A 13,296-nucleotide genomic window follows, 5' to 3' on the forward strand; every position below is an offset into this window, starting at 1 on the left:
CAGACGTCGTGCACCACTTCACGGGCCAGCCCTGGCGACCGGAAACGGCAGCGCAGGTACTCCACCAGTTCCTCGTAGTGGCGCACCAGCGAGGACACCAGCGGCAGCGCAGGAGGGTGTGGGGAAGGTAGTCGGGACATCCGGACCGGAAGCAGGGGCAAGGGGCGGGCACGGGGAGGGCATCCCTGCGCGATGACGCAATACTAATGGGAACCGTTCTCGTTTGCTATGTGGTTCGGGGATCGGGATTGTTCGGCGAGGCTGGAAAGTGAAACCACGATCATCGGCTGGAGCGCAGAATCGGCCGCGGCTAGCCTGCCAGCAGGCTCAAGGAGATGGACCATGCACGTGCTTCTGGTGATGGTGGGTGGGGTGCTGTTGTTGGGGGTGTTCCTGCTCTTCGGGCGGCTGTGGAGCGTAGGCCAGTCACAGCTGCCCACGGCCCTGATCGCGTTCATCGCCACCTGGCTGCTGGTGACGGTGGCCAACATGTGGGTGGGCGTGAGCAAGGCCGGCTACGCCGTCCGGGAGGAGCTGCCGATCCTGCTGCTGGTGTTCGCGGTGCCGGCCTTGCTGGCCGGTCTGCTGTACTGGCGCCTGGCGCGCTGAAGGACGGCCATGAGCACACGACTGCGACTGCCTGCCCTGCGCCAGCGCGATGGCCACCACGCCCGCGTGACCTACGAAGAGCTGTTCTTCGACCTCGTCTACGTGTTTGCGGTTACCCAGCTCAGCCACCATCTGCTGCATCACCTGGATCTGGTCGGGGTGATGCAGACCCTGGTGCTGTGGTTCGCGGTCTGGCTGGGCTGGCAGTACGCCTGCTGGGTCAGCAACTGGTTCGACCCGGAGGCGCCACGCATCCGGAGCCTGCTGTTCGTCACCATGCTGCTGGCGTTGCTGATGTCCTCGTCCATTCCCGAGGCCTTCGCTGAACGCGCCTGGGTCTTCGCGGGGGCCTACGCCACCATGCAGGTCGGGCGCACGGTGTTCGTGCTGCTGGAGGTCGGGCGCAACCATCCGCTGGCGCCCAATTTCCGCCGCATGCTGGCGTGGGTGAGCGTGTCGGCCTGCTTCTGGCTGGCAGGCGCTGCTGCCGAGGGCAACCTGCGCCTGGCCTTGTGGGCGGTGGCGGTGGCCTGCGAGTACATCTCGCCGATGTTCGGCTTCGCGTTTCCGGGGTTGGGCCGTTCGCACACCCGCGAGTGGACCATCGAAGGCGGGCACCTGGCCGAACGTTGCCAGTTGTTCGTCATCGTCGCGCTGGGTGAAACGTTGCTGGCCACTGGCGGCGTGCTAAGCGAGGTCGAGCACTGGAGCGGCGATGTGGTCTCGGCGGTGCTGGCCACCTTCGCCGGCACCATCGCCATGTGGTGGTTGTATTTCGGCATCTCCAGCCGCGATGCCACCGCGGCGATCACCCATTCCGAGGACGCCGGGCGGATGGGGGCCAACTTCCACTACGTGCATGCGCTGCTGATCGCCGGCATCATCGCCACCGCGGTCGGCAATGACCTGGTCATGGACCATCCTGGCGCGGCGGTGACCCTGGTCTACGCTACGGTGCTGGTTGCCGGACCGTTGATCTACCTGCTGGGCAGCGCCTTGTACAAGCGCATCGTGTACGGGCGCGCCCCGTATTCGCATCTGGTCGGTGCAGTGGCGTTGGTCGTGTTGGGGGTGGTTTTGCCGCACACCCATCTGCTGGGCGCCGGCTGGCTGACCAGCGCGGTGCTGCTGGCTGTGGGCTTGATGGATACGCAGTTGAAGCGTCGCCTGCGGCGCGCATGATCCGCACGCGCCGTTGCCGCATTATCGACGAGGGAGAGCAGGATGCAGGGCGAAGCGCGCGGAACCTTTGAAGTGAAGCTGCTGCCGATCGGTGGCAACGACGGCCCGATCGGGGGGATGTCGATCGACAAGGTCTTCCATGGTGACCTGCAGGGCAGCAGTGTCGGCCAGATGCTGGCATTCCGCAGCCCGGTGCAGGGCTCAGCGGGCTATGTGGCGATGGAACGGGTAACGGCCACGCTGGCTGGGCGTCAGGGCGCTTTTACCTTGCAGCACAACGGTCTGATGACTCGGGGAACGCCGGAGCTGAACGTGGTGGTGGTGCCCGATTCGGGCAGTGAAGGACTGCTCGGTCTGAGCGGCACACTGGAGATCTCCATCAGTGAAGGCCGCCACGACTACCGGTTGGTCTATGTGTTGCCGGAGCCGGAATAGACCGTTCCCGGAGTCAAGCGCTGCCGGCCTGCAGGCGGTCATACATCCGCACCAGGTCGACCAGGGTGCGTGCGCCCATCTTGCGCATCACCTGCGCACGGCGCACCTTCACCGTGATCTCGCTGACGCCGAGGTCGCCGGCGATCTGCTTGTTGAGGCGGCCGCGTACCACGCCATCGACCACCTCGCGCTCGCCCGCGTTCAGCGAATCCCAGCGTTGCTGGAGCGCGCCGAGCACGTCGCCCTCGCGGCGGCGCTGGCGGTCGATCTCAATGCCCTTGTGGATGGCATCCAGCAGTTCCTGGTCGCGGAAGGGCTTGGTCAGGAACTCGATGGCCCCGTCCTTGATCGCGTTGACGCCCATCGCGATGTCGCCGTGGCCGGTGATGAACACCACGGGCAGCTGCAGGCCGTGACTGCCCATCGTGCGATGGAACTCCAGCCCACTCTGGCCGGGCATGCGCACGTCCAGCACCAGGCAGGCCGGTGCATCTTCCAGTTCGTGTTCGAGGAACGCCTGGGTGGAAGCGAAGGCGCGCACCTGCAGGCCCATCGAGGCCAGCAGGTCTTCCAGTGCCGCGCGCACCGACGGGTCGTCGTCGACTACATAGACGATGGGTGCTGGGTCGATGGCAGGGGCAGCGGGCTTATGCATGTTGAGCGTCCGTGGCGATGGGCAGGTCGAAGACGAAGCAGGCACCGCCGCCTGCTGGTCGTTCGGCGCGGATCTGGCCGTCGTTGGCCTCGATCATCGAACGGCTCAGGCTGAGGCCCAGTCCCAGCCCGTGTGACTTGGTGGTCCAGAAGGCATCGAATACACGCTCGGGATGATCGGCGGGCAGGCCGACGCCGCGGTCGCGCACGCTGAGACTGACCCGCTGACCGTCACGTCGGGTCAGCAGCGACAGGCGTCGGTCGGCGGGATGCACGGTTTCCATTGCGTCCACCGCATTGAGAATCAGGTTGCCGATCACCTGCTGCACCTGCACACGATCGGCCTGCACCGGGGGCAGGTCGGCATCCAGCAGCAGGGCCACGGCCACGCCGTGCTGGTCCAGTTCACTGCGTGACAGCGCCAGCATTTCCTCCACCGCGTGGTTCAGGTCGAAGGCGTGCCGTTCCGGAGCGGCGCCTTGGGTAAGTCCGCGGATGCGGGCGATCACGTCACCGGCACGGTGCGCGTCGGCCAGGATGCGGGCCACGGTCTGGCGTGCCTTGTCCACGTTCGGCGGATCCTGTGCCAGCCAACGCTGGCAGGCTTCGGCACTACTGGCGATGGCCGCCAGCGGCTGGTTCACTTCATGCGCGATGGAAGTGGTCAGTTCGCCCACGGTCGAGGCGCGCGCCACCCGCAGCAGACGGCCCTGCGCTTCCTGCACGGCGGCCTTGGCCGCTTCCATGTTCAGGGCGAGGTAGGTGGTGATGCCGATCACCAGCATGCCGATCACCGAGTTGACCAGGCCGATGCGATAGGTGCCGAAGCGGGTCAGGAAGAAGCTCAGCCCGGTCAATGCAATGCAGGCGACGGCCAGGGTGATCAGCCCGCGCGCGCTCATTACGCGTGATGCGGCGAGGATGACCGCTGCGTAGAAGCAGGCCGCCGCGACCGCGTAATCGGTGACGGTATCGATCAGGAAGATCGCCGCCATCACGACGATCAGGGCCAGCAGCATCAGCGGGCGGCGGGGCGACAGCGATGGCATCGGGATGGCTCCCTGGCGTGGGCGGAAAGGATAGCAAAGCCGGTATTGGTGGATGCCCACCTTGGTCGGCGTGCTCCGGCGCGGTGGGTGCCGGCTCCTGGTAGGTGCCGACCGTTGGTCGGCACAGCACTTGAACGGCGGGGCGATGAGGGCTTGTGCCGACCAACGGTCGGCACCCACCAAAGCGATGCGTGCGGGCTGTTGGTAGATGCCGACCTTGATCGGCAGGCTCTCGCAGTAGGCATGGCATCGGATAGTTCTGTGCCGACCAAGGTCGGCACCTACCAGAGCGGTGCACGGTGTTGCCTGCCGGCGGCCGGCACTACCGAGCCGCTACTCCTCCAGGCTGGCGTTCCAGAACCCCTGCAGTACGCCGGGCGTGGTCGCCAGCGTGGCCAGCACGGCATCGAGCTCACCGGCATCCACCGTGGTGGCATACAGCACCGCTTCGATCTCCACGTCACGCTCGCCGAATGGCCGCTGGTCCACCGCGCGCACCGGGTACTGCGCCTGCTCAAGCAGCAGCAACAACCGGTCCAGTACCTCGGCCTGCTGCTCGCGCTGGCAGACCACGTTGATCGCATAGGTTGCCTCGCTGAACGCTTCCGGCAGCGGCTGCCGCTGGATGCGGTTCACCACCGGCCGCAGCAGGGTGTTGGCGGCCAGCACGAACACTGCCGCCAGCACCGCTTCGGGCAGCAGCTTGATACCGGCACACGCACCCACCGCCGCCGAGCCCCACAGGGTGGCGGCGGTGTTCAGGCCGGACACCTGGGCGCCGTCCTTCATGATCGCACCGGCGCCGAGGAAGCCGACGCCGGAGATCACATAGGCCACCACGTGCAGCGGCGAGGGTGGACCACCGTACAGGTCATGGAAGCGCACCGCCAGATCGACGAACACTGCCGCGCCCACCGCCACCAGCGTGTTGGTGCGCAGGCCTGCGGTGCGCTGGCGCAGCTGCCGCTCCAGGCCGATGACCGTGCCCAGCACGAACGCCACCGACAGGCTGATCAGCGAGCTGAGCGTGGCGCCGGCGTTGAACGCCGGCAGGTTGGGATTGATGTCCATTGTGTTTCTCCCTGGACAAGCGGCGGGCGTTTACTGCCAGCCGTACCGGCGGATGTAGAACTTCTTCAGCGCGGTGGTCAGCACCGCATAGCCGAACAGGATCGCCATCAGGAACGGCCAGTAGCCGGCCGGCAGCGCCTGCAGCTTGAAGTAGCCGGCCAACGGGCTCATCGGCAGGGCCACGCCGATGGACATGATCAGGCCGGTCATCAGCAGCAGTGGCGGCGCGGCGATGCTCTGCAGGAACGGTACCTTCGGCGTACGGATCATGTGCACGATCAGGGTCTGGGTCAGCAGGCCGACCACGAACCAGCCGGACTGGAACAGGCTCTGGTCGCCGGCGGAGCGCGCATCGAACACGTACCACATCAGCGCGAAGCAGGTCAGGTCGAAGATCGAGCTGATCGGCCCGAAGAACACCATGAAGCGGCCGATGTCCGCCGGGTTCCACTTCAGCGGCCTGCGTACCAGCTCCTCGTCCACGTTGTCGAACGGAATGGCGATCTGCGAGATGTCGTACAGCAGGTTCTGCACCAGCAGCTGCAGCGGCAGCATCGGCAGGAACGGCAGGAAGGCGGAGGCCACCAGCACCGAGAACACATTGCCGAAGTTGGAACTGGCGGTCATGCGGATGTACTTCAGCATGTTGTTGAACGTGCGCCGGCCCTGGATGACACCTTCCTCCAGCACCATCAGGTTCTTTTCCAGCAGGATGATGTCAGCCGCCTCCTTGGCGATGTCCACGGCACTGTCCACGCTGATGCCGATGTCGGCCGCACGCAGCGCCGGGGCATCGTTGATGCCGTCACCGAGGAAGCCGACCACCTTGCCTTGGGCGCGCAGCTCGCGTACCAGGCGTTCCTTGTGCAGCGGCGTCAGCCGCGCGAACACGCGGTGGTGGTGCAGTGCCCGCGACAATGCGCCATCATCCATGCGCTCGATCTGAGGGCCGCTCAGGATGGTATCGGCGTCCAGCCCCACCTGCGCGCAGACGCGGGCGGTCACCAGTTCGTTGTCGCCGGTGAACACCTTGACCTCCACGCCATGCGCGGCCAGCGCCAGCAGCGCCTGCGCTGCCGATTCCTTCGGCGGGTCCAGGAAGGCGACGTAGCCGACCAGGGTCAGGCCACATTCGTCGGCCTGCGAATAGGTGGTCTGGCTCGCGGCGGTCTCCTTCATCGCCACCGCCACCACGCGCAGGCCCTGTTCGTTCAACTCCTCGGTGGTCTGCCGGACCCGCGCCAGGCGGCGCTCGTCCAGCGGCATGTCCTGGCCGTTCTCGCGCACGGTGCTGCACACCGCCAGCATCTCTTCCACCGCGCCCTTGCAGATCAGCTCATGGTGGTCCTCGCGCTCGGACACCACCACTGACATGCGGCGGCGCTCGAAGTCGAACGGGATCTCATCCACCTTGTGGTAGTCCTGCGACAGCCGCAGCGAGCTTTGCAGCTCCACGTGCTCCAGTACCGCGCGGTCCAGCAGGTTGATCAGCCCGGTCTGGAAGTGGCTGTTGAGATAGGCGAACTTCAGCACGTCTTCCGAATCGTGGCCGAACACATCGGTATGACGCTCCAGCGCGATCCTGTCCTGGGTGAGGGTGCCGGTCTTGTCGGTGCACAGCACTTCCATCGCGCCGAAGTTCTGGATTGCATCCAGGCGTTTGACGATCACCTTGCGCCGCGACAGCAGCACCGCACCCTTGGCCAGGGTGGAGGTAACGATCATCGGCAGCATTTCCGGCGTCAGGCCCACCGCCACCGACAGCGCGAACAGGAATGCTTCGGTCCAGTCGCCCTTGGTCCAGCCGTTGATCAGCAGCACGAACGGCACCATCACCAGCGCGAAGCGGATCAGCAGCCAGCTGACACTGTTGACGCCGGCCTGGAACGCGGTCGGCGCACGGTCGGTGGCGGTGCTGCGCAGGGCCAGCGTGCCGAAATAGGTGCGGTTGCCGGTGGCCAGCACAACGGCGGTGGCAGTGCCGGACACCACATTGGTGCCCATGAACAGCAGGTTGTGCTGTTCCAGCAGGCCAGCCAGGCCGTCGCCCGGGTGCGCGAACTTCTCCACCGGCAGCGACTCGCCGGTCATCGCGGCCTGTGCCACGAACAGGTCCTTGGCAGTCAGCACGCGGCAGTCGGCCGGAATCATGTCGCCGGCCGACAGCACGATGTGGTCGCCGGGCACCAGTTCGCGGATCGGCAGGTCCAGCAGGCGCGCCGGGCGCCGGCTGTGCAGGTGCGCACCGAAGTACTGGTCGGCCACATCGGCGGCCTCGGTACCGGGATTGCGGCGCAGCACGCGCGCGGTATTGCCGACCAACGCCTTCAGCCGCTCGGCTGCACGGTTCGAGCGGCCCTCCTGCACGAAGCGGATCAGCGTGGACAGCAGCACCATCGCACCGATCACCATGGTGGCCTTGATGTCCTCGGTCAGCCAGGACACCGCCGCCAACACGGTCAGCAGCAGGTTGAACGGATTGCGGTAGCACTGCCAAAGGTGCCGCCACCACGGCAGCGGCTTTTCGTGATCCACCTCGTTGGGGCCGAGCGTCGCCAGCCGGTCCTCGGCCTCATGCGGGCTGAGGCCATCGGCATGCGACCCCAGCGTGGCCAGCAGCTCGGCTTCCTCCTGCTGGGCCAGGGTGACCAGGCCGGTGGTGAGCGCGAACGGTGCCGCGTCGGCGCTGCCCGGGCCAAACCCGGCTTCGGGCATCGCACGGCGGCGGAACAGGTTGCCCGCGCGACGGCTGCGCAGGAAGGCATTGAACCAGGCGTTGAGCAGGCTCATGGGACTCTCCTCGAATGTCAGAGCCGGCCGGGGCCGGAACACGAACGGAACGGATGCAACCGATCAGGCGTGGCGCATCGCCAGCACCGCCGGCGACCACGGCTGCATGTGCAGGCGCTGGCTGCCGCCGATGCACAGCGGCTTCATCGCATCACGCAGCGGATAGGGCAGATGACGCAGCACGGTGATGCGCTCGCTGATCGGCAGCAGCGACAAGGCGTCGGCCACCACGCGTGGCGACCCGAGTGACAGCGAACGGGCAAACATCACGGGGCCGTGCTGCAGCAGCTGGCTGCGCAGCGCGGCAACATCGCGCTCGCCGATCAGGCGGCGCAGGGTGATGTAGAGGATCTTGTAGGACATGGGGGTGCTCTCCAGGCAAACGGCGCCTGGCGGCCCCCCGTCACTCAGGCAGGCAGGGGCCGGCTGGCAGGCGCCAGGAACAGGCAACAAGCGGTCATCCGGGGCGCGGTGCGCCCGGCAGGGTCGGGGTCCATCTGCGTCTCCATGAGGGGAGGGTGCCGGCCAGGATTGCCCTGGCCAGTGGCGCTATTGTCCGCCCCTGAATGGGACGGGCCTAGAGGCTCGTGGGTTAGCCCGGCTATACCTTGGTATAGCCGGCATGCGCAGCGCCAGTCGAGGGCTCAATGATGGATCAATGCGAAGCGCTGGTCTGCTTGCACACGTCGTACTCGCCGCGGCTCAGCGTCTTGTTGCGGTCGGTGTCGCAGGCGTGCAGTCGTTCGGCCCAGTCCGGTGCCACGGCATCCACCTCGGACAGCGTGACGATGCCGTCCTTGTCCTTGTCCAGCGATTCGTAGGCAGGGATGAGCTTCACTTCGGTCACGTCCTCGGCGGCGGTGGCCTGGCTGGCCTCCTGGGGCTTGGAGCAGGCGCCCAGCAGCAGGCCCCCACATAGCGAGAGAGCGATGGAAAGGCAGCGATAACCGGTCATGGTGTGCTCCTGGGGAAAGGGCGAACCACCGGTGCGGTGGTCACCGCCGGATCTTCTGCGCGGAGCTGTAAGCGGGCTGCGAAGAATGGGGCCGTGGACCGTTGCCGGTGGGTCGCCATTCACCTGGCCGCGCAGCAGCGATTGCGCGGAGTCGGCGCTACCCTCGAACGGTGGGATGCCGGCCAGCGGCCGGCACCACCATCTGCTCAGAAACGGTCGGCAAAGGCGTCCGTCGCCCGCACCAGCGCATCCACCGTGGCCGGCTCGTTCGCGCTGTGGCCGGAGGTCACCATCTCCAGCCGGGCTTCCGGCCAGGCCTTGGCCAGATCCCACGCACTGCGCGGCGGGCAGATGATGTCGTAGCGCCCCTGCACGATCACGCAGGGCAGGTGGCGGATGCGATCGATATCGCGCAGCAGCTGGTCCGGCTCCAGGAAGATGCTGTTGCGGAAGTAATGCGCTTCAATGCGGGCCTTTGCCAATGTGTCCAGCGGGTCGTCGGTGGATTGCGCATCCACGTCGTGCTGCAGGGTGGCGGCGTTGTCTTCCCAGCCCAGCCAAGCCTGCGCGGCTTCGATGCGGGTCGCTTCATCCGGGCCATCCATGCGCGCCCAGTAGGCCGCGATCATGTCGCCACGCTCGGCTTCCGGTATGTAGGCCTCATAGCGTTCCCAGCGTTCGGGGAAGATCCAGCGCGCACCGCCGTTGGCCTCGGCGAACCAGCGGTTCTCCATCTCGCGGCCGAGGAACACGCCACGCACGATCAGGCCGGTGGCGCGTTCGGGATGCGCCTGCGCATAGGCCAGCGACAGCGTCGAACCCCATGAGCCGCCATAGACCAGCCAACGCTCGATGCCCAGGTGCCCACGCACCTTCTCGATATCGGCCACCAGATCCTGCGTGGTGTTGTCGCGCAGTTCGCCGAACGGTGTGGAGCGGCCGCTGCCGCGCTGGTCGATCAGCACGATGCGGTACCGCGCCGGATCGAAGAAGCGGCGGTGGGTGGGCGAGATGCCAGCACCCGGGCCGCCGTGCAGGTACACCACCGGAATGCCCACTGGCGTGCCGCACTCTTCGATGTGCAGCGTGTGCAGATCGCTCACCTTCAGGGTGAACTCGCGGTACGGCTCGATGGCGGGGTATAGGGTTCGCACGGCGGACGTCTCACAAGCAGGGGCGGCCAGCATAGCGCCCCCGCCTGCTGCCTGCAGCGTCGTGCTCCTGCGCGGCGCTGGAAATGGGCTGGCCGATGCGCATAAGCTTCCGCGATGCAAGCAACCACGACCGGGACGTCAACCTTCAACTTCACCCTCCGCAGCGGCGCGCGCGAGCTGCTGAAGTGGATCGCACTGCTGGCCATGACGGGTGACCACGTGGCCAAGGTGGTCTTCGGCGGCTACGTGCCGGTGGTCAGCGAACTGGGGCGCATCGCCTTTCCGCTGTTCGCGCTGGTGATGGCCTGCAATCTCGCCCAGCCCGGGGCCGACCTGCGCAAGTCGATGCGCCGGCTCGCGCTGTGGGGGCTGATCGCACAGCCATTGCACGCATTCGCGTTTGGTTCCTGGCTGCCGCTCAACATCCTGCTCGCCTTTACATTTGCAGCAGTAGCCGTACATGCGCTGGCGAACAATCGGCCGGTGCAGCTGTTGCTGGCTGCCGGCGTGCTGCCGCTGTTCGTGGACTATCAGTGGGCCGGGGTTGGCAGCGTGCTGCTGGCCTGGATCGCGCTCCGGCACCGGGCGTGGTGGCTGTTGCTGGTTGGGCTTGCAGCGGTGTGCTGGGCCAACCACAACGGCTGGGCACTGCTGGCTATTCCGCTAGTGCTGCTGGCGGCGCGGGTGCCGTGGCAGCTGCCGCGCTGGCGGTGGGCGTTCTACGGGTATTACGTGGGGCATCTGGTGGTGCTGGCGTTGGTTGCCCATCTGCTTGTGTAATGGCGGAACTGGCATGTCGAGTGTCTTGAATGCCGGATGCGGTCAAGGAATGCGCGTCGCAGGTGGGGGTGAAGCATGCCGCCATCGGTGTGTGTAGAGTCGAGCCATGCCCGACTCAGCGGGCGAACCGGAGCCGAGCATGGCTCGGCTCTACACGTTCTGGGAAATCCACGCCATGCGTGACCGGCAAAGCGAGCCGAGCATGGCTCGACTCCACAGGTGATGCATGTCTGGCGTGGAGGCGCCTGCCTCAGAAGTCCATCGTCGCCGACACCAGCACCGTCCTCGGTGCACCCAGCGCCAGGCTCGACAACAACGGCATGCCCCAATACGCCTTGTTGGTCACGTTGTTCACACTGGCTCTCAGCGCAAGCGGTCGACCCGCCACGGTGGTGCTGTAGCGCGCCCCGACATCGAACAACGTGCGGCCCGGCACCGACAGGCTGTTGTCGGCACTGATGTAATGCTTCGACATCGTCGTGGCATTGCCGGTCAAGGTCAGGCCCTGCAAGGTCGGTACATCCCATTCCACCCCCAGCTTGGCCTGCCGTTGCGCTACGGCGGTGGCGATGCGTCCCTCATTCACGCCACCGGCCGTGCGGGTCAGTTTCGGCTGCACGTAGGCCACGCCACCGAGCAGGCGCACGCCATCCAGTGGCGTGCCGAAGAAGCCCCATTCCACGCCGCGATTTCGTTGCTCGCCACCGAACGAGAAGATATTCGTGACCGGGTCGGTGTAGCTGCTGGGCCGCTTGATTTCATACACACTGAAGGTGTGCGCGAAGCGGCCCAGGTCCAGCTTCAGGCCCAGCTCCTTCTGCCTGGTGCGGAACGGTGCGAATACATCACCGGCATTGGCAGCGGTCATCGGCGCGGTGGCGCCCTGGCTGAGGCCTTCGATGTAGTTGGTATAGAGGGAGACCTTGTTGGTCGCCTTCACCAGCAACGCCGCTGCCGGCGTGTTGGCGCTCTCGTCGTAGCGCGAGGTGCGCGCACCGCTGGCGACATTGAAGGTCTCACTGACCACCTGCTGGCGGCGCACGCCCAGGGTCAGCTGCACGCGGTCATCGGCGAAGGCGAGGGTGTCGGCGAAACCGAGGCTGTCCAGCCGCAGCTCGGTGTGCGAGATGTGCGGCGCTACGAACGGTGCCGCCGGGCCCCATGCCGGGTTGTACAGATTGGTGGTCCAGTCCCAGCCCGGCACGCTGCGGCGGCCGTAATCGTTCTGGGTGTGCTGGTAGTGGGTCACGTTGGCGGCCCACTGATGGCTGACGCTGCCGGTGTGGAACGAGCCGCGCAGGCCGGCATCTGCGGACTGCTTCTTGATATCGAAGGCGAGCTGGCCGATCACTGTGGTGAAGTCGCCGGCTGGATTGAGGATCTGCGCGCTGATCGAACCATTGTAGCGGTAGTCGGTCTTGCTGATGCCGTAGGCCAGGTAGGCCATCAGGGTGTCATTGATGTCCAGCTCGCCCCGCAGCATCGCGCCCTTGTCCTGGCTGTCCACGTAGGCCCAGTCCGGGTTGATCAGCGTATCGCCACGCGGCGGCCGCGGAATGGCCACGGCCGGTGCCAGACCGACGCCGCGTGCCGGGCCGTCCACGCGGTCATCGGCGCTGTACAGATCGGCCGACAGCCGCGCACGTTCGCCGCGCCAGTCCACTGCCAGTGCGCCGAGCTGCACCTTCTTGCTCTGCTTGCCGACCGCGCCATCACCATCACGGTACGCGCCGTTGAAGCGGATGCCGAACTGCTTGTCCGCGCCCAGGCGACGCCCCGCATCCACATGGGCGCCAAACTGCGCATCGGAGGCGAAGTTGGCACTGACCCGCAGCAGCGGTTGATCGCCGGCACGCTTGGGGACCAGGTTGACGCTGCCACCGACCGAGCCGCCCGGCGGCATGCCATTGAGCAGCGCGGAGGGGCCTTTCAGCACCTCGATGCGTTCGAACATTTCCGGCGAAGTGCGGTAGTACGGCGCCATGCCGCTGAGGCCATTGAAGGTGGTGTCGCTGGTGTTGGAGGCAAAGCCTCGGATCGCGTAGTTCTCGCTCCACGAACCGGTGACGCCGTTGCTGAACACCGTGGGGTCGGTGGCGGCGATGACGTCGGTGAGGTCCTTGGCCTGGCGGTCGCGGATGAAGGACTCGGTGTAGCTGACCGTATTGAACGGCGTGTCCATGAAGTCCTTGTCGCCGAGCAGGCCGACGCGGCTGCCAGCGGCCACTTGCCCGCCCGCATAGTCTGCAGTGACCCGGCGCTGTTCCTGCACCTGCACCGAGGGCAGGGTGGACGGCGCGGAGTCGGCCAGCGCGGCAAACGAGGCCAGCAGCCCTAGCGCGAGGGCCGACATCCGGTAGCGCCGGGCGATGCCTGGTGGATGCATCAGGCCGGAAGATGCGGCGGCAGCGCGATGCTGCAGAGAAGAGAAGTTGTACACGGTCATGCCAGATTCCTGTGAATCGCAGGCGCGAGCGCGCCTGGCGCGCTGCCGACGGCAAGCACGGGGAGAGGGCGCAGCGCAGGGTTGTTGGCTGGGTGGGGACCTGGCGGAAGGTGAGCCATGGGCTCGACTACGGGCAGCGTGCTGGACGCATTCCGAATTAGTTGAGTAAAT

At 66.5% G+C, this 13,296-nt stretch carries 12 protein-coding genes and 1 pseudogene; 4 read left to right on the top strand and 9 right to left on the bottom strand.

Annotated elements, in window-relative coordinates; all coding sequences use genetic code 11:
- Positions 1-140, bottom strand: a pseudogene (locus tag ARC63_RS17900) (RNA polymerase sigma factor); the annotation flags it as partial.
- 202 nt (positions 141-342) lie between these two features.
- On the opposite strand from ARC63_RS17900, the gene ARC63_RS17905 reads away from it, so the two are divergent.
- Genes ARC63_RS17905 through ARC63_RS17915 form a run of 3 tightly spaced genes read left to right on the top strand, consistent with a single transcriptional unit; the run spans position 343 to position 2,226 of the window.
- The gene (locus tag ARC63_RS17905; protein WP_010485461.1) at positions 343-609 is read left to right on the top strand and encodes a hypothetical protein; all 267 of its coding nucleotides are present in this window, start codon (positions 343-345) and stop codon (positions 607-609) included.
- A gap of 9 nt (positions 610-618) precedes the next feature.
- The gene (locus ARC63_RS17910; protein WP_057503982.1) at positions 619-1,791 is read left to right on the top strand and encodes a low temperature requirement protein A; all 1,173 of its coding nucleotides are present in this window, start codon (positions 619-621) and stop codon (positions 1,789-1,791) included.
- 42 nt (positions 1,792-1,833) lie between these two features.
- Positions 1,834-2,226 carry a DUF3224 domain-containing protein gene (locus ARC63_RS17915; RefSeq protein ID WP_057503983.1) on the top strand — a complete coding sequence of 131 codons (393 nt, stop codon included), beginning with the start codon at positions 1,834-1,836 and terminating at the stop codon, positions 2,224-2,226.
- Positions 2,227-2,239: 13 nt separating this feature from the next.
- Here the strand turns inward: ARC63_RS17915 and ARC63_RS17920 are convergent, their stop codons facing one another.
- The 7 genes from ARC63_RS17920 to pip form a co-directional block, all read right to left on the bottom strand.
- On the bottom strand, positions 2,240-2,881 hold the full coding sequence (locus tag ARC63_RS17920; RefSeq protein ID WP_057503984.1) for a response regulator transcription factor: 642 nt from the start codon (positions 2,879-2,881) through the stop codon (positions 2,240-2,242).
- Positions 2,874-3,929, bottom strand: a complete 1,056-nt coding sequence (locus tag ARC63_RS17925; protein ID WP_057503985.1) for a sensor histidine kinase — start codon at positions 3,927-3,929, stop codon at positions 2,874-2,876. The genes ARC63_RS17920 and ARC63_RS17925 overlap by 8 nt, the downstream gene beginning before the upstream one ends.
- A gap of 333 nt (positions 3,930-4,262) precedes the next feature.
- Entirely contained in the window at positions 4,263-5,000 is a 738-nt protein-coding gene (locus ARC63_RS17930; RefSeq protein ID WP_021202328.1) for an MgtC/SapB family protein, read from the bottom strand.
- 30 nt (positions 5,001-5,030) lie between these two features.
- On the bottom strand, positions 5,031-7,790 hold the full coding sequence (gene mgtA / locus ARC63_RS17935) for a magnesium-translocating P-type ATPase (protein WP_057503986.1): 2,760 nt from the start codon (positions 7,788-7,790) through the stop codon (positions 5,031-5,033).
- A gap of 63 nt (positions 7,791-7,853) precedes the next feature.
- On the bottom strand, positions 7,854-8,153 hold the full coding sequence (locus ARC63_RS17940; RefSeq protein ID WP_005413574.1) for a hypothetical protein: 300 nt from the start codon (positions 8,151-8,153) through the stop codon (positions 7,854-7,856).
- A 292-nt stretch (positions 8,154-8,445) separates the two neighbouring features.
- Positions 8,446-8,745 (bottom strand): EF-hand domain-containing protein, encoded by a 300-nt coding sequence (locus tag ARC63_RS17945; protein WP_049437447.1) that lies wholly within the window; start codon positions 8,743-8,745, stop codon positions 8,446-8,448.
- Positions 8,746-8,951: 206 nt separating this feature from the next.
- Positions 8,952-9,899 carry a prolyl aminopeptidase gene (gene pip, locus ARC63_RS17950; protein WP_231298654.1) on the bottom strand — a complete coding sequence of 316 codons (948 nt, stop codon included), beginning with the start codon at positions 9,897-9,899 and terminating at the stop codon, positions 8,952-8,954.
- A gap of 114 nt (positions 9,900-10,013) precedes the next feature.
- Here pip and ARC63_RS17955 point away from each other — a divergent pair, with 114 nt between their 5' ends.
- A complete protein-coding gene (locus tag ARC63_RS17955) occupies positions 10,014-10,679 on the top strand; it encodes a TraX family protein (protein WP_057503988.1) in 666 nt (221 codons plus the stop codon).
- Between the two features lie 250 nt (positions 10,680-10,929).
- Here ARC63_RS17955 and ARC63_RS17960 read toward each other — a convergent pair whose 3' ends face one another.
- A complete protein-coding gene (locus tag ARC63_RS17960) occupies positions 10,930-13,125 on the bottom strand; it encodes a TonB-dependent receptor (protein WP_057503989.1) in 2,196 nt (731 codons plus the stop codon).
- Positions 13,126-13,296: the final 171 nt, after the last annotated feature.

The organism is Stenotrophomonas geniculata ATCC 19374 = JCM 13324 (genome assembly GCF_001431625.1).
In the GTDB taxonomy this organism is placed as follows: domain Bacteria; phylum Pseudomonadota; class Gammaproteobacteria; order Xanthomonadales; family Xanthomonadaceae; genus Stenotrophomonas; species Stenotrophomonas geniculata.

Excerpts from the sequence above, each read along its gene's own strand:
- ARC63_RS17905 (WP_010485461.1), top strand. The coding sequence starts at position 343 with ATGCACGTGCTTCTGGTGATGGTGGGTGGGGTGCTGTTGTTGGGGGTG.
- ARC63_RS17910 (WP_057503982.1), top strand. The coding sequence starts at position 619 with ATGAGCACACGACTGCGACTGCCTGCCCTGCGCCAGCGCGATGGCCAC.
- ARC63_RS17915 (WP_057503983.1), top strand. The coding sequence starts at position 1,834 with ATGCAGGGCGAAGCGCGCGGAACCTTTGAAGTGAAGCTGCTGCCGATC.
- ARC63_RS17920 (WP_057503984.1), bottom strand. The coding sequence starts at position 2,881 with ATGCATAAGCCCGCTGCCCCTGCCATCGACCCAGCACCCATCGTCTAT.
- ARC63_RS17925 (WP_057503985.1), bottom strand. The coding sequence starts at position 3,929 with ATGCCATCGCTGTCGCCCCGCCGCCCGCTGATGCTGCTGGCCCTGATC.
- ARC63_RS17930 (WP_021202328.1), bottom strand. The coding sequence starts at position 5,000 with ATGGACATCAATCCCAACCTGCCGGCGTTCAACGCCGGCGCCACGCTC.
- mgtA (WP_057503986.1), bottom strand. The coding sequence starts at position 7,790 with ATGAGCCTGCTCAACGCCTGGTTCAATGCCTTCCTGCGCAGCCGTCGC.
- ARC63_RS17940 (WP_005413574.1), bottom strand. The coding sequence starts at position 8,153 with ATGTCCTACAAGATCCTCTACATCACCCTGCGCCGCCTGATCGGCGAG.
- ARC63_RS17945 (WP_049437447.1), bottom strand. The coding sequence starts at position 8,745 with ATGACCGGTTATCGCTGCCTTTCCATCGCTCTCTCGCTATGTGGGGGC.
- ARC63_RS17955 (WP_057503988.1), top strand. The coding sequence starts at position 10,014 with ATGCAAGCAACCACGACCGGGACGTCAACCTTCAACTTCACCCTCCGC.
- ARC63_RS17960 (WP_057503989.1), bottom strand. The coding sequence starts at position 13,125 with ATGACCGTGTACAACTTCTCTTCTCTGCAGCATCGCGCTGCCGCCGCA.